This window comes from uncultured Sphingomonas sp., assembly GCF_913778135.1.
GTDB lineage: Bacteria > Pseudomonadota > Alphaproteobacteria > Sphingomonadales > Sphingomonadaceae > Sphingomonas.
In genome coordinates, this window is the sequence record NZ_CAJYVU010000131.1 from 13,592 (window position 1) to 30,633 (window position 17,042).

Annotated in this window: 7 protein-coding genes; 1 reads left to right on the forward strand and 6 read right to left on the reverse strand. The window is 68.3% G+C overall.

Translation table 11 applies throughout. The features are described 5' to 3' along the window. Window positions 1-24 precede the first annotated feature (24 nt). Entirely contained in the window at window positions 25-2,145 is a 2,121-nt protein-coding gene (locus QZ847_RS12150; RefSeq protein WP_294356815.1) for a TonB-dependent siderophore receptor, read from the reverse strand. Window positions 2,146-2,375: 230 nt separating this feature from the next. On the opposite strand from QZ847_RS12150, the gene QZ847_RS12155 reads away from it, so the two are divergent. After that, the gene (locus QZ847_RS12155) at window positions 2,376-3,560 is read left to right on the forward strand and encodes a heparan-alpha-glucosaminide N-acetyltransferase domain-containing protein (RefSeq protein WP_294356861.1); all 1,185 of its coding nucleotides are present in this window, start codon (window positions 2,376-2,378) and stop codon (window positions 3,558-3,560) included. A gap of 10 nt (window positions 3,561-3,570) precedes the next feature. Here QZ847_RS12155 and QZ847_RS12160 read toward each other — a convergent pair whose 3' ends face one another. The 5 genes from QZ847_RS12160 to QZ847_RS12180 form a co-directional block, all read right to left on the reverse strand. After that, a complete protein-coding gene (locus tag QZ847_RS12160; RefSeq protein WP_366930196.1) occupies window positions 3,571-4,704 on the reverse strand; it encodes a DUF2252 family protein in 1,134 nt (377 codons plus the stop codon). Between the two features lie 197 nt (window positions 4,705-4,901). After that, window positions 4,902-12,077 carry a Calx-beta domain-containing protein gene (locus tag QZ847_RS12165; RefSeq protein ID WP_294356818.1) on the reverse strand — a complete coding sequence of 2,392 codons (7,176 nt, stop codon included), beginning with the start codon at window positions 12,075-12,077 and terminating at the stop codon, window positions 4,902-4,904. 130 nt (window positions 12,078-12,207) lie between these two features. Then, the gene (locus QZ847_RS12170; protein ID WP_294356820.1) at window positions 12,208-13,509 is read right to left on the reverse strand and encodes an HlyD family type I secretion periplasmic adaptor subunit; all 1,302 of its coding nucleotides are present in this window, start codon (window positions 13,507-13,509) and stop codon (window positions 12,208-12,210) included. A 10-nt stretch (window positions 13,510-13,519) separates the two neighbouring features. Next, a complete protein-coding gene (locus tag QZ847_RS12175) occupies window positions 13,520-15,268 on the reverse strand; it encodes an ATP-binding cassette domain-containing protein (RefSeq protein WP_294356822.1) in 1,749 nt (582 codons plus the stop codon). Then, complete coding sequence (locus QZ847_RS12180) at window positions 15,265-16,944, reverse strand: TolC family protein (protein ID WP_294356824.1); 1,680 nt, start codon at window positions 16,942-16,944, stop codon at window positions 15,265-15,267. Before QZ847_RS12180 ends, QZ847_RS12175 begins: the two co-directional genes overlap by 4 nt. Between the last annotated feature and the right edge of the window lie 98 nt (window positions 16,945-17,042).

Here is a 17,042-nt window from a genome sequence, read left to right on the forward strand (position 1 = left end):
TACGTCGTACGGTCGCCCGTTCCCTCACAATGCCGCGTTGAGCGAGAGCCGCACCGTGCGCGGTGCGCCGGGGTAGATCCAGTAGCTGTTGTACGAACTGAGCGCGTAGCGTTCGTTCAGCAGATTGTCGGCCTCCAGCCGGATCGTCGACCAGCGCGTCAGCGGTGCCTCCGCCGCGGCCTTGACCTTGGTGTAGGCGGGCAGGACCAGCCCGCTGGTGTCGGTCGCGCCCGATCGTTCGCCGACATAGGTCGCGCCCGCGCTCATCCGCCACGTGCCGCGCTCGGTTTCTTGGGTGTAGGCAACGAAGATCGAACCCGAGTGATCGGGCACGTTTAGAGCGCGCGGTGTCGGGAACGTCTCGTCGTCGTAGCGCGCGCGGGTCCAGGCGTAATTGGCCACCACCTGCCAGTGTCGACCGATCCGGAGCGTGCCGTCGAACTCGATCCCGCGGCTGCGGAGCGTCCCGACGGGTGCGAGGAAATTGACGTCGCGCGGATCGGTGGTGAGCACGTTCGATTTGCGGATGTCGAACCAGGTCGCGCCGACATCCAACCCGGCCCAGCGCCCGCTGACGCCGACTTCATAACCCTGCCCGCGCTCGGGCGCGAACGCCGCGCCGTCCGCGCCGCTGCCCGAGTTGAGCAGCGTCGACTCACCCCAATTCGCGTGCACCGCGACCGCGCGATCGATCTGGTAACGTGCACCGAGTCGGAACGTGACAGGCTGGCTGATGCGCTGCGAGGTCGCGCCGGTCAGGTTGCGGCGCAGCTTCTGGTCGACGTGATCGTAGCGCGCACCGCCCACCAGCGAGACGCCGCGCCCCACATCCCACAAATCTTGTGCGTAGAGTGTCACCGCATGGCGCTTCTCGCGCTGGTCGATGCTGGGCAGCAGCGGGGCGGCCTGCGCGACGCCGTAGACGGGGTCGTAGATATCGATCGCATAGGGTAGCCCGCCGCGTGCCGGATCGCCCGGATTACGCCGGCGCAGCAGCTCGAGGTAATCGAGCGTATAGCCCTTCACCCCGACGCTCGGGCGATGCGTGCCGTGTGCCGCCACTTCGCCGCGCAGCTCCAGCCGGGCGGCCAGATCCTCGACCTCGTAGCCGCGCTGGCGACGCTGGCGCCAAAGCGTGCGACCGCCGACCAGCCGCGATTGATCGGCCGAGAAACCGCGCAGCGATCCGCTGCGATACGCCACCCCGCCGACCAGCGACCAGCCTTCCCCCAGTCGTGCCTCGCCGGTCAGCTGGTGCCGCGTGTCGCGCGCGATCGTGTCACCGTTGTTCGGCTCGCCGAGAAAACGCGAGGCGGGCAGCGCGAGCGCGTCGCCGTTCACCGCAATCACGCCGCGATCGAACGGCGAGGCGTAGCGGATCAGTTGCGCGACATAGGTCAGCTGCACCGCGTCGGACGGGCGATAGGTGAGCGACGGCGCGACCGTGCGCCGCTTGAGCGTGACGAAGTCGCGGTAGCCGTCGCTGTCCTCCACCGCGACGACGATGCGCGCGGCGAGATTGTCGCTGAGGGGGCCGGTTGCGTCGAGTTCAAGCCGGCGGGTATCGAACGAGCCGTAACTGAGCCGCGCCGACGCTTGCGGGACAAAGCGCGGCGTCTTGGTCACCATGTTGACGCGACCGGCGGGGTCGATGTCGCCGAACACTGCGCCTGCCGGTCCCTTCAGCACCTCGATCCGCTCGATCGTAAAGGGATCGCGCGCGGGCGCGCTCCCGCGATTGGCGATGAAGCCGTCGACGTAATATTCCCCGCCGCCATCGGCAGTGCTGAGGAAGCCGCGGATCGCGAAATTCTCTGCGAACCCGCCGCGGTTGTTCTGCTGGCTGCTGCCGCTGACGAGCTCCAGCGCGTCGGCGAGGCGATAGGTACCGGCCGCGCGCAGCAGATCCTGCTCGATCGAGCGGCTCGACTGCGACATGCGCTTGGTCGCGCGATCGGACGAGAGCGTCGCGTCACGCGAGCGGCGCGTGCCGAGCACAACGATCTCCTCGCGGGCCGCCCCCTCCTCCTCGACCTGCGCCGCGGCGGGCGCGGCGATCGTGCTGAGTGCGGCGACGATCAGGAGCGGACGCGACGTGATCGCTGGCCGGGCCGAGCTGCGCAGGACGGAACCATGGCGAGCCAAAGCGCGCCGCGTTGTGCGAATACGTGTAACGATCAACTTTGCCCCAATTAGCTCTGATATGTTGTATCATCTGCTCTTGCGTTGTTGCGGCGCGCAGGTCAACAAGGGTCAGGCACGCCATTAACCGACGAACCGGCGGTGCGTGCCGTACGCCCCGCAACGCTCCCGCAATGGGCGGCGCGAACGAAGCCGAGAGAGACCCGATAGTGCCCACCGCCACGCTGCCGGCGATGCCCATGACCGCAACCGCTTCTACACCTACACCCCGGTCGTCCCCGGTCGCGGGCACGCGGTTGCGCAGCATCGACGCGCTGCGCGGGCTGGTCATGGTGCTGATGCTGCTCGACCACCTGCGCGAGACCTGGTTCCTGCACGTCCCCATGCCCGATCCGATCGACGCGCGCGTGGCGCTGCCCGCACTCTACCTCGCGCGGCTGGCGGCGAGCCTGTGTGCGCCGGTGTTCGTCATCCTGACGGGCATATCGGCGTTCCTGTTCGCGACCAAGCACACGCGGGCGGAGACGCGCGCCTTTCTGGTCAAGCGCGGGCTGGTGCTGATGGCGTTGGAGGTATTCTACCTCTCAGAACTCTACTGGGGCATCGCATCGCCGACGCTGTGGCTGCAGGTCATCTGGTGCATCGGCGTCTGCATGATCGTGCTCGCCGCGGCGATCGGTCTGCCGCGGCGGGTGCTGCTGGCGGCGGGGCTGGTGATCGTCTGCGGTCACAATCTGCTCGACGTGGTGCATCTGCGCAGCGGCAACGCGTTCTTCGTACCCTGGGCGCTGCTGCACCAGCGCGACGTGATCGCACTGCCGTTCGGGCTGGTCGCCAAGACGACCTATCCGGTGCTCGCCTGGATCGGCGTGATCCTGGTCGGCTGGGGGATCGGCCCGTGGTTCCTAGGCGAAGTGCCCGCACGCGTGCGCGTACAGCGGCTGGTGATCAGCGGGTGCGCAATGCTGGCGGCGTTCGTGCTGCTGCGGCTGCTCAACGGCTACGGCGATGCGCCGTGGTTCGTGGTGCCGGGTAGCGCGATGCGCACTGCGATGAGCTTCTTTGCGCTCACCAAATATCCCCCGTCGCTGCTCTTCCTTCTGCTGACGCTCGGCTGCGGCGCGCTGCTGCTCGCGATGTTCGAGCGGTTGAACGAAGCGAAGCTGACCGTCGCGCTGGCGGTGTTCGGCGGAGCACCGATGTTCTTCTACCTGTTCCACCTTACCGTGCTGCGGCTGCTCTACCATTCGGCGTTCGCCATCTGGGGCGCGACGCACGGCGCCACCTTCGGCGTGAGCGATTACGGCTGGGTGCTCGCCTGGTACGTCGCGCTGATCGTACCGCTGTACCTGCCGACCGCATGGTTCGCGCGCCTGAAGGCACGCCGGCGCGACATCGCCTGGCTCAAATACCTGTAGCCGGGGCGGCTCACGCCGCGAGCGCGTAGCGGCGGCAATGTTCGAGGTAGCCGGCCTCGTGGCTACCCGCGAGCGACACCACACTTTCCCACAACCAGGACGGCGCATCGATCTGCCCGCGGCGGTCGGCCTCCAGCACGCCCAGCCACTCCGTGCGCGCGCTTGCATCCAGCTGGCGACCGTGCGCCTTGCCGATCACGAAGGCGAGATAGCGCGCGGCCTTGATCGCCTCACCGTGGCTGAACTGGTCGACTTCCAGCTTAAGATCCTGTGGTGCCAGTTCGCGGATGAACAGCGATCGCCCCTGCATCCTGACCGGCAGCATCCGAGCACCCAGATGCGGCGACATCGCGCGCGCCGCGGCGGTCACGCGCTCGGCATGGTCGGCCGGCATCGCCGCGCGGTCGACGATTGGCGCGATCGGCTCGACCGCTTCCTTCAGGTCGATCAGCGCATAGTTGGAGCGGCGCCTGGTATGGTCGAGTGCGACGATCACCGCGTAGCGCAGCAGCCCGAGCGAGCTGCACCCCTTCATCCAATAGGCGGCATCGACGAAGCGGACGCGGCGACGCTTGTTCTTCGGGTCGAGCGACAGGATCAGGTCGCACACCGCGGACTCTGCGAACACGTGTTCGAGCGCGTCGCGCTCATCAGCCGCGAGCGCCCAGAACTTTTTGCCCAGCGGCAGCTTGGGGTCGACCGCCTCCAGCCGCTCCTTGGCCAGATGCTTCCACCGCCGCTTGACCGCCCTGCGCTTGACGCTGCGCACCACCTCGGGCTCGACGCCGGCGTCACCGCTAACCGGATCTGCGATCGCAGCGGCATAGCCCTCCACCCTCTCCTCGATCATCCGCGCGGTCGTGACACCCGGCAAATCGGATCCCCGCGCCGCAGTTGCGAGCGAGAGCCCAAGGCGGATTAGGTCGTGCGCGGGGTTGCCGATCACCGCCTGGTCGAGGTCGCGGATCTGGATCTCGACCCGCCCGCCGCCCGCCGCGAGCGGCCCCAGATTGCCAAGATGTGCGTCGCCGCAGATCCAGATCGCTGGCCCCTGCGGCACACGCGTCGCGACCGGTGACGCATCCAGCCATTCGTAGAACTTCGCCGTATTGCCGCGCACGTAAGCGTGGGCAGAGCGGGCCATCTTGCGGGTACGATTGTATTCGAGAACGATATGTCGATCGGAACGGCTCGGCATAGGCATCAATGTCACCTCTTGAGGTGCATCAACGCGCCGGCGCACGAATGATGTCAGACGATTGTCGATTTATATAAACCTGGCTGACCTTTACGGCCCACACCACAGCGAGGGCGGCGGGTGTGGCCCGTCGCCTCGCAGCGTTATGCGATTATAAAGTCGGTCACCGTGACCGGCGGGGCCGGCACCTCGAACACGTAATCGCCGCCTGCCTGATACCCGTCGACGCCATTGGCATCGACCACCAGGAAGGTCTGCCCAGCGTGATTGCCCTGGTCGACCGTGAAGAACACCGCATTGCCGCCCGTCAATTGCGCGCCGAGCGCGGTCTGCAGGTCGGCGTCGAAGGTCGCATCGTCGAGCCGCCCACCCGCGACCGTCTGGTAGCTGTCGTGCACCTGGCCCGCGATCCCGATCCGGTCGCTGGTGTAATCGAAGTCGAGCAGGCGGTCGTAATCGCGCCCGCTCGACTGGTTCGCCGCATCGTAGACGAACACGTCGGCGCCGGCACCGCCCCGAAGGGTGTCGCCACCCTCACCACCGAAGATACGGTCGTTGCCCGCCCCGCCGGTAATCGTGTCGCCAGCCTGTCCTCCGAAGATGCGCAGGCTGCCGTCTGTTTCGGCCGATGCGTCGATCGTCAATGCGGTGACGACCGGAATTGCGAAGATCGTCTTGGTCGCGCCGCTTGCGACGAAGTCGTTGCTGACCGTGATGTTGAAGACGTTACGGTCGCTCGCCGGCCCTGCGAGCAACGCGACGACCTCGACATCGAAGCGCGCGTCGAGCGTCAGCGTATAGTCGCCGTCCAATCCGACCTGGTCGTTGCTGCCCCCGCCCCCATGGGCGCTGTCGCCTGCACCGAAGCGGTCAGGGCCGAAGTAGAAGCCGTCGTTACCTGCACCGCCGGTTAACGTGTCGACACCTAGACCACCATACATCATCAGCGATCCCGCGGTTACTGCCGAACCGTCGACGGTCAGGTTGTTGCTCGCCGCCAGATTGCTGCCGAACACGGTGAACGTGCCGCTCGCACCCGTCACGCCGGCGTTCAGCACCACGTCGTAGCTGCCACCCGGCAACGCCGCGAGCAGTTCGACATCGGTGAGCGTCGTCGCGTTCAGCACTAGCCGGTTCGCGCCGGTATAATCGCCCTGGATGCCGACCTGGTCCATCCCCGATCCGCCCTCAACCCGGTCGGCCGCGGTCAATGCGGCGCCGAAGAAGAAGGCATCCTCGCCTGCACCGCCAGCCACGCGGTCGACGCCGCCTGCTGACAGGTCGAAGTAATCGGCCTGCTGCGTGCCGCCATAATTGTCGTTGCCGCTCGTCCCCTGGATATGCCCCAGTGCATCGGGTGCCGGCACCGCGACGCCGGTGATCGTGATCGTCGCGGTTGCCGACGATCCACCCGGCAGCGTGTAGCTGAACGTGTCGGTCGCGGTCTGCCCGGCGCCGAGTGTCGCATAGGCACCGTCGGGGTTGTACGCGAACCCGCCCCCGGTGGTCAGCGTGAGGAGCGCGCCCGAGGCGAGCCGGATCGTGTCCCCCGCCGACGCTGCCGCGCCGTTGATCGCACTCACCGTCAGCGACGGATCGCCACCGGTGTCGTTGGCAAGAACAGTCGCGTGTAGCACGTTGTTCGCCGTCACCGTGAAATTGTCCGTGATCGCGGTGGCCGCGCCACCGGTCCGTGCCATCCCGATCAGCGCGACCGGCTGGTCGTGGTCGGTCGCTGAAAGACCATCGCTGTAGCCGGCATTGTAGTGGACCACGTCGATGCTCGACCCACCCGCCAGCCGCTGCGACACAATGACATTGTCGAACGACTGGTAATAACCGTCGAAATAATAGGTGTAGCGTTCCTCGACCGGCAGCGTGTTGATGAGGTTGACCAACGCGCCGGTGCCGTCGACCGGCGCCAGCCCGTTCAGCGCGGCTTCGTAGGGGAAGCCGTTGAAGTCGCCGTTGACCATGAACAAGTGATTGGGATCGTTCGCGAGCACGCCGTCGATGTACGACTTTACCGCCAGCGCCTGCGCAGTGCGCGCGCCGTCGCCCGCCTGAACGGGCGGCTGGGTCGAGCCGTAGAGCGGACCCGAGCCGCCGCGCGAGGTCGAGTGCATGTCGATCGCGGTGAAGACCTGACCGTTGAACTGGAAGTCGGCGACCAGCGGGCGGCGCGTGCCGGCGTAGATCGCATCGCCCAACGCGCGGGCCGATCCCTCGACGTAAGTGACGCGGCCTGGGATGTAGAGAAAGCCGGGGCGGATATAGCCGCCCGGCTCACCGCCGGTGTTCTCGGTCGGGGTGACCTCGACATAGGCGTAGGTGGGCCCGCCTGCCGCCTCGATCGCTGCGATCAGCTTCGCCGCGGTGGCATAGCCCGACAGGTTGGTGCCGGTGCCGATACCATCGGCGTCCTGGATCTCCTGCAACCCGATGACGTCGGGATTGCGTAGCGCGTTGACGATCTCGGCCGCGTGACGCGCGAAGGCTAGGTCAACCTTGTCTTGCGTGTTGCGATCCTCGACCGTTGAGTCGGCCACCGGTGCCAGGTTCTCGACGTTGAAGCTGGCATAGCTCAGGCTTGACGTGGCGCCTGTCAGCGACGTTGCCTCGCGTGCCGGATGCTCGCGGTCAACCGCGACCGTAACCGCGTCGGTCGGGTTGACCTGATACGAGCCCGACGAGGTCGACGTGCTGGAGAAATAGGTCAGCACGCCCGTCACGTTGTTGAGCGTGTCGCCCTGCGTGTGCGTACCCCCGCGGAAGATCTGGAGCGTCTCGGGGTTATTGTCGCCGGCCGAGATGGTCATGCCCGAGCGGTTGTTGAGCCCGGTCGCGCCGACTCCGTCGGAGGCGACAACGTAGGTGATCCCGACGCTGGTCGTGTCGGCGACGACGCGCGGCGTCTGGATCGTGACCAGCATCCCTTCGAGCGATTCGTAGAAGTCGATCCCGTCGCTCGTCGGGTCGTAGCTCGTCAACCCGTCGTCGTCGATCACCTGCGTCGGTGCGGCGCGGCCGCTGCCGTCGGTCGCGATCACCACCGCCGCGGGCAGCGCCACCGATGGCGTGGTCACGATGATGTCGGTCGGGTTGGCGAGCCGCGTCAGCGTCAGCGCGCCGTTATGGCCGCGGCTCTCCTCCACCGTGCCGGACAGGGTGATCGCATTGCCGACCGTCACGTTCGGCGCGGCGTTGGTGAAGACGAAGATGCCGTCGGACGTGCCATCGATCCTGTCGCCGACCGCGTCCTGCAGGTAGAAGCCGTTGGTGGCGAGCGCGGTGACCACGCCCGATGTCTGCACCACCTGCCCCGCGAAGGCCGAGGTATGGCCGAGCCCCTGGATATCGTAGATCGCGACCGGACCATCATCGTCGTTGACGATCGTCGCGGTGGCGCGCGGCTGCGGCACCTCGAACCCGATCGGATTCGACAGGATCAGCTGGAAACGCTCGTCCGCCTCGCGCACCGTGTCGCCGATGATCGCGACCTGGATCGTCTTGCTGACCTCACCCACCGCGAAGTTCAGCGTGCCGCTGGCCGCGCCGTAATCGCGCCCCGCGACCGCGCTGCCGTCAACGGTTGTGTAGGCGACGCTCGCCTCGGCGGTGCCATTCGAGCGCGTGACGGTGAAGGTCGCGAACCGCTCGCCGCCATTGCCCTCGACGACGCTGACGTCCGCGATCGACGCGGTCGGGGTCGAGCTCAGCTTCGCGTCGACGACGAGATTGTCGATGCCGACCTCGTCGCGGCTGCCGCTGCCCGCCGACGAGGCGTGGATCCAGCGCAGGTAGAGAAAGCCGCCATCGGCGACGGTGCCGGTGATCGTCACTGCCTCGGCTTGCGTCGAAAAGGCGCTCGGTACCGCGATGGTGGTGCCGTTGGCGGCGCGCGGTGCGGTCTGCGGGGTGGTGAACGCCGCGGCGTCGACGCGGGTGTAGTTCACTCCGTCGGTCGAATAAGCGAGCTGCATGCTGCTCGCCCGGTCGGCGCTGTTGCGATACGCCCAGTCGAACGCGACGTCGAAGCTGGTCGCGGTCGCACCGCTGGTGTTCTCGATGCGGGCCTCGATATAGCCGCCGGCGTCCATTTCGGCACCGGTCGCCTGGAACACCAATGCACCATTGGCGGCGGGGGAATAGATACCCGCGGTGGCGGGATCGGCGCTGCCGACGATGGTCCCGCGCGCGAAGTCGCCCGTCGTCAGCGTCGCACCGTAGGCGGGGTTGGTGTTGTCGCTCAACCCGACGACGCGCCAGATGTCGGAATCGAGTTGGCCGGTGCCCGGCGTCGGCGCGAAGCCGGCCGCGGTGAAGCCTCCGAAATCGGTCGCGACGATACGCGCGCTGGCGGGCACCGCATCGTCGTTGACGATCGTGCCGATCGCGCTTCCGCGCGCGATCGTTGCATTGGTGGCGTTCGACAGCGTGACCGACAGCGTTTCGTTGCGCTCGAACACGGTATCGCCATTGACCGCGACGGTGACGATCGTGCTGGTCTGCCCGGCCGCGATTGTCGCGGACGCGTTCGACAGCGCGCCGTAATCGGTCGCCGCGCTGGCGCTGCCGTCGGCGGTGCTGACCTGGAACGCGATGCCGTCTGCCCCGGCGGGCTCGCTAGCGGTAACGGTGAAGCGCAGCAGCGTGACGCCGTCATTGCCCTCAATCACGCTCGCATCCGAGATCGACAGCGCGGGGAAATCGTCGTTGACGATCGTGCCGGTCGCGACCGCGCCGGTCACCACCTGCCCTGCGCCCGCGCCCAACAGCGTGACCGTGAAGGTTTCGTCGCGCTCGATAGCGCTGTCGTTCGCGATGCCGACGTTGATCGTCGCGGTGGCAGCACCAGCCGCGAAGCTGACGGTGCCGCTCGGCAGCGTGCCGCCAGCGAAATCATCGGCGCTCGCGGTGTCGCCGCTCGCCAGCGACACGTCATATTGCAGCGTCGCCGCGCTGCTCAGGTCGCCGCTGCGCGTCACCACCAGCGGGATCGTGCCGCTGCCCTCCGCCGCGCGGCCGGCCGCGATCGCGAAGGTGGAATCGTCGTTCAGGATCGTCGCGGTGGCGCTCGCCTGCGTGCCCAGCGTGCCGGCGCCGGGCGTGCCAAGCGAAACGGTGAAGGTCTCGTCCGCTTCAAGCGTCGAATCGCCCTGGACCTGCACCTCGATCGTCTTGGTCGCCGCGTCGCCGTCGGCGAAGGTGACGGTGCCGCTCAGCGGTTCGCCGGCAGCGAAGTCGGACACGTCGGCCGGGTTCGTGCCGGTGAAGCCGACCGTATAGGGGATGCTGACCGCGCCCGTCGTGCCGTCGGTGCGGCTGACCGTGAAGCTCACCACGGTGACGCCGCTATTGCCCTCGCGCACCGACGAGGTCGCGGGCGCGATGTCGAAGCTGCCGACCGCGGCCGGCTCGTCATTGTCGAGGATCGTGACCGTCGCGGTGCCGCGCGCGATCGTGGGCGCGCCGTCGCCGGCGGTCAGCGTGACCGTGAAGGTCTCGTCCGCTTCCTGGAGATTGTCGTTGGTGATCGGCACGTCGAAGCTGACGCTGTTGACGCCTTCGCCAAAGGTCGCGGTGCCGCTGGCCGCAGTATAATCGGCGCCCGCGGTCGCGGTGCCATCGGCGGTTGCGTAACCGACCGTGATCGCGCCGGTGCCGTTCGTGCGCGTCAGCGTGATCGTCGCGACGCCCGCGCCTTCGTTCACCGACACGTCGGCGACCGAAACGCTGCCGGCGGGATCGCTCGCCAGGATCAGCCCCTGCGCGCTCGCCTGCGCACCCAGCGTGCCCGCACTCGGCGCGCCGAGTGTCACGGTGAAGCTCTCATCACCCTCTGGCGTGGCATCGTCGGTCGTCGCGATCGCGATCGTCTTCGATGTCTCGCCTGCGGCGAAGGTGACGCTGCCCGACGGAAAGCTGCCACCGAAATCGGTCGCATCGGCGCTGGTGCCGGTGGCGCCCGCACCGACCGTGTAGCCGATCGTCACCGGTCCGCCGTCGCCACCCGTGCGGGTGATCGTGAAGCTGGTGGTGCCGCCCTCGGCAGCGTCGCTCAAGCCTGCAATCGTGAACGTGCCGCCCAGGTCGTCGTTGGTGATCGTGCCCGTCGCACTTCCCGCGCTGCTGCTGACGACATAGCCGGTGCCGGGGTTGCTGAGCGACAGCGCGAACGTCTCGTCGCCCTCGATCACGCGGTCGCCCGCGACGGTGATCGTGACGGTCGCGGTATCGCTGCCCGCGGCAAAGGTCGCGGTGCCGCTGGTCGGCCCGGTAAAGTCGGACGCGTCGGTCATGTTGCCGCTGGTCGCCAGCGCATAGGCGACCGTGGTCGACGCGGCGGTGCTGCCCGTGCGCGTCAGCGTGTAGGTGAACGCGGTGTCGGTGCCGCTGCCCTCGGCCTGCGTGATGCTGGGGGTCGCGAACGAGATCGTCTCGGTGGCCGGCTGTGGCGTGCCCGCGAGTGTCGCGGTGATCGAGAAATCATCGATCGCGAGCCCGTCGTCATTGCCGATGACGTTGGTGTCGGCCCAGCGGATGAAGATGCTGCCGCCCGCCGGAATCTCGACCGCGAGATTGGCGCTGATCGCCTGCCGGTTGGCCGCGGCATTGCCGTCGAGCGCACCCGCGGTGGACGGCAATGCCGACGGCGACACGAAGTCGAGATCGTTGAAGTCGGTGAAGCCCGTGCCGCCGATCGTCGTCGCGGTCGTGCTGTAGCTGAAGTCGAGCCGGTCCGGGCCGTTGGCGGCCGTTCGCCCGCCGGCACGCCACTGCTCGCCCGTGAACGCGATTGCGAGCGAGGTGATGGTGGAGCCGGTGTCGTTGGTGAACAGCGTGCCGTAGTAGATCGTCGCCACGCCACCGCTCGCCAGGCTGCCGATCGCGCGATCAGTGCTGACCGCGGTGCCGAAGCTGTAGGTGTCGCCGGTGTTAACGGAGCCGTTGCCCGCGGAATAGCTCGTGTTCGCGCTCGTCCCGCTCGCTTCCAGGAACACGAACCTGGTCGAGCCGAGCGGGGTGCCGCCATCCACGGTACCAGTGCCGGCGGTCGTTCCCGACGACGCCAGGCTGTCGAAATTCTCGCTGTATGTCAGCGTGCCGGCGGTGAAGGTGAAGCCGTTCGCGATCTCGCCGGGTGCGGCCGCCTGTGTCGCTTGGTCGGGCGCGGCTGCGCTCGCGACGCGTGCGGTGCCGGCGGGCTGGCTCGTCGCCGGATCGACGTAATTGAACGCGTAGGGGTCGTTCGTCCATCCCAGCTCGGTCGCGGGCTCACCCGCTGCGTAGGTCCCGTTGAAGCGCTTCGCCGCCATGTCGACTACCCCTGTTCGGGGTGCCGCGCCGCGCGCCGCCAAGCCCCTGACCCGATGCGGTTATCGCCGCCCCGTGACAGGACCGTGACGGAATTTTAATAAACCGGAAAGGACCTTTTCGTGCAGCCCCTCACTCGCGCAACGCGTCCTCTCGCAACCGGGTAAACGGGGTCAGGATGTAGGCCATGACCGAGCGCTTGTCGCCGATCAGGTTGACGTCGGCGGTCATGCCCGGGCCGATCACCAGCCGCTCGCCGTTCGGCCCGCGGAAGTTCTGCGCGTCGGCGCGGACGCGGACGGTGTAATGACTCTCGCCGGTCCGTTCCTCCACGGTCGCATCGGGCGAGATCGTGACCACGCGGCCGTCCATCCCGCCGTAGATACCGCTTTCATACGCGGTCACGTTGACGCGGGCGTGCTGACCGATGCGAACCGAGGCGATGTCCTTCGGGCTGACCATCGCCTCGACGGTCAGCGCATCGGCGGACGGGACCACCTCGACGATCGGCTGGCCCGCGGCGATGCTCGCGCCCACCGTAGACACGAGCACGCGGTTGACGCGGCCGTCGACCGGCGCGGCGACCGTCGCGCGGCCGAGCTTGGCGGCAAGTGCGGGCACCGCCTGGCGACGCGCGGCGAGTTCGGCCTGCGCAGTGGCGAGATCGGTGCCCGCCTGCGCGCGCCATGCGCCGCGTACCTGCGCCAGACTCGCGCGCGCCTCGGCGACGCCGCCCTGCGCGCGCGCGATCGCGGCCGATGCCTGCGCCGCATCGGTGGTTGCGACCGCGGCCGCATTCTCGAGCTGGATCAGCGTCACCTGCGGCTCGATCCCGCGCTCCACCAGCGGGCGGATGAGCTCGAGCTGACGCCGCGCGGTATCGCGTGCCGAAACGCGCGACTGGTATGCCGCCTGCGCCTCCGCCACCGCGCGATTGGCCTGCGCCTCGCGTGCGGCCGCGGCCGAGCTCAAGCTGGCGAGATCGCTGATCCGCGCGGCATGAAGCGAGCGCTCGATACCGATCTGCTCGGCGAGTTCGGGGTTGGTCGCGGACGGGTAGCTCGGCTCGCGTCCCGCGATCTCGGCCTGGAGCCGCGCGATCTTGGCCTCCAGCGCGCCGACGGTCGCCTGCGAGCTGCCGAGGTCGGCGCCTGCCTGCGTGCGATCGAGCCTGACAAGCGGCTGCCCCTGGCGCACCAGGTCGCCCGCGCGCACCAGGATCTGTGACACGATGCCGCCTTCCAGGTTGCTCAGCACCTGCAACCGGCTCGACGGCACGACACGGCCGGGCGCATGCACGGTGCGGTCGAGCTGCACCACGCTTGCCCAGATAATGAAGATCGCGACGAAGCCGAGGATCAGCCACAACAGCAGGTTGGACAGCGCCTTGGGCTTGATCCGGTCGGCCAGGTCTTCGAGATGGGTGTCGGTCATCGGTCCGGTCTCAGGCCGCTGCGCGCGGCCGCTGGAGTTCCTGCAGCACCGCATCACGCGGGCCGTCCTGCACGACGCGGCCGTTCTCGATCACCACGATCCGGTCGACCAGCTTCACCAGCGCGGGTCGGTGGGTGATGAGCACGAAGGTGCGCCCCTTCAATTCGGCCTCGAGCCGCGCGATCAGCTGCGCTTCGCTGCCCTGGTCCATCGAGCTGGTGGGTTCGTCGAAGATCAGGATCTGCGGTTTCCCCGCCAACGCGCGCGCAAGGCTGATCGCCTGGCGCTGCCCGCCCGACAGCCCCTCGCCGCGATCGGCAAGCTGGAGGTCGTAGCCGTTGGCGATCCGCCCCATGAAGCCGTGCGTGCCCGACAGATCGGCGACGCGCAGCATCTCCTCATCATCGACCGCCTCACGGTCGAGCACGATGTTCTCGCGCACGCTGCCCGACAGCAGCACCGGCTCCTGTAGCGCAGTGCCGATCAGCGCGCGCATCGCGTGTGGGTCGAACTGGCGCACGTCGGTGCCGTCGATCATCACCAGCCCTTCCTGCGGCGGGTAGAGCCCCAGGATCATCCGTGCGATCGTCGACTTGCCCGATCCTACTTTGCCCAACAGCGCGACACGCTGCCCGGCGGGAATGACGAGGTTGAGCCCGTCGAGCGTCTTCTCCGCCGCACCGGGATAGCGGAACTCTACGCCTTTCAGCTCGATCCGGCCCTCGAACTTCGCGGGCCGCAGCGCGCCGGCGCCCGGCTCCTCCGACCCCGTCTCCATCATGCCGTTGATCTGCTTGTAGGCGGTGCGCGTCGCCGACAATCGCGACAGCAGCGCGGCGATGGTGGCGAGCGGCTGCACCGCGCGCCCCGACAGGATCGAGCAGGCGACCAGCGCCCCCGTGGTCAGCTTGTGGTCCGCGATCAGGAACACGCCCGCCACCACGGTACCGGCGTAGGACAAGGTATTTGCCGAGGCCGCGACCGTGGTCGCGATCGTTGACACCAGCCGCTGCCGCGTCGAGCTTGCGCCGTGCGCGACATTGGCGCGGCTCCAGCGGCGACCGAGCAGGCGCCCGGCGCCGCTGGTCTTGACCATCTCGAGCGCGCCGACGGTTTCAACGAGCACGCTTTGCTTCGATAGCCCCTCGCTCATCGACTTGGCCGACAGGCGGTCGAGCGCGGGGCGCGTCAGCCAGCCCGCGCCGATCACGATCGGGATCGTCGCCAGCGGCACCCACACCACCAGTCCACCCAGAATCGCGATGAAGACCAGTGTCACGACAATGAACGGCACGTCGACCAGCGCGGTCATCGTGGCGGAGGCAAAGAAGTCGCGTAGCGTTTCCAGCTCGCGCATCATGCCGGTCAGGGCACCGGTGGAGCCTTTCTTCTGGTCGAGCCGGATCGCCACCAATCGCTTGAACACGCGCCCGCCGACGTCATGGTCGATGTCGGCGCCCGCCAGATCGGTGAAATAGGCGCGCAGGATACGCAGCAGGAAATCGAACACGACGACGACGACGAGCCCGATCGACAGTGCGACCAGCGAGGTGAAGGCGTTGTTGGGGACGACGCGGTCGTACACCGTCATCGTGAACAACGAGGTGATCAGCCCGAAGATGTTGATCATCGCCGCAGCGAGCGCGACCTTCAGATAGGTCGACTTGTTGCGCAGCATCGGCTCCATCAGCCACGGCGCGAAGCGCGGACGCGGATGATCGACCAGATCGTGATGGCGGTCGTGTGCAACGGTGTTCATCGGGGTTCCAGGGTTGCGGCATCGATCCCGAGCGCGGGCAGCAGCCGCCCGGTGCGGGCGAGCAGCGCGTAGCGCGCGCTGTCGAGTTCGATTACGGTCTGAAGATAGCGCGCGGCGACGCTGAAGTAATTGCTCTCCGCGCCGAGCAGGTCGAACAGCGTCCCGCGCGACACGCGGAACCGCTCGGCAAGCACGTCGCGCGACTGGCGACCGGCAAGGTAATTGGCGCGGATCGCCGCCTCCGCATCCTCCAGCGCGGCGACGTCGGACAGCGCGATCTCGGCATCGCGCAGCGCCTCGATCCTAGTCCGGCGCAGTCGCGCGTCGGCACCGTCAGCGCGCGCCACCGCCTGGCGCATCCGCTGCGACGCACCGCCGCCCAACCGCAGCGAGAGCGTCAGATTGCCGCGGATGTCGTAATCGCGATCCGTCTCGATGATGCCGTAACGACCGGCGTCGACCCCGAGCGTGACCTGCGGCAACAGGTCGGAGTTCGCCGCCTTGGCATCGTAGCGCGCGGCCTGCGCACTCGACCGCGCGGCGCGCACCGCGGGCAGTTGGTCGGCATCGTTGCCGAGCGTGCCGCGCGTGACCGCCGCCAGCGCGGGCGCCGGTGCGCGGCCGAGGTCGGCGGGCGGCGCGCTGCCGATCACCGCGGCATATTGCGCCTCCGCACTCACCAACTGGCGGCGAAAATCGGCGACCTGCGCGTCGGCGGAGGCGATGTAGCCGTCGACTTGCACGACATCGGCGGGGGCGGCCGCACCCTGGCGGACCCGGTCCTGCAAGGCGGTGCGCAGGTCGCGTTGGCTGCCCGAGAAGGCGCTAGCCAGCCGCACCAACGCGCGCAGACCGTAGACCTGGTACCACGCCGACACCGCGACCAGCGCGACGCGCGTGCCGCTGTCCTCCACCCCGGCGCGCGCCGCCTCAAGCCGCGCGTCACCGGCGCGGATGCGGTTACGGCTGGCGCCGAAATCAACCAGCGGCTGCTGGACGCGCAGCAGTCCATCGGTGCGCCGGCGTGGACGCGAGCGTTCGAGGACGTTGCCCGGGTCGTTCGAGAACGCGCGGCTGAGCACGCGAAAGGTCGACACCGATGCGTCGAGCGTCGGCAGCGAGCGCGCAACCGCCTCGTCGCGGACAGCGTCGGCTTCGGCGACCTGCGCGGTTGCCTCGTCGAGCGCGGGGTTGCGGCGCACCGCGTCGGCGATCGCGGCGTGAAAGGCGTCGGGATCGGTCGAGGCGCGCGCAAGGCGCAGCACCGGATCGGTTGCGGGATCGATCCGCAGCGGATCGGTCGCGGGCAGCGGCAGCCCGCCCTCGACACTGCGTCGTGGCAGCGACTGGCGCGGGGCGGGACGCAGGTCGATCGTGCGCGTCGGCTGAGGCAACTGGTATGCGGGCAGCGTCGTGGTCGGGACAATGGGCGTGGTCGCGGCGGGCAGTGAGGAACTGGCCGGCACCGGCACGGGCAGCGGCGGAATGGACGGTGCCGGTGCCGGAGAGATCGGACGCGGCGTCGCGCCCTGCTGCGGATTGACCACCAGCGAACCCGATGGCGCAGGCGTGACCTGCGCGGCCATCGCCGGCGTCATGCTCGCGGTCAGCCCGCCCAGCAGCGCGATATGCGGTACGCGCCTCCTCCGACGCCCACCGGTTCGTGTCACCGTCATTCGCCCCCCAGTCGGTGCGGCGTTGCCCAATGTTGCTTGTCCACGCAAGAGCCTGATTGTTGGGAGGAAAACAAGTCCCGCAACGCGCAGGGCCGGCG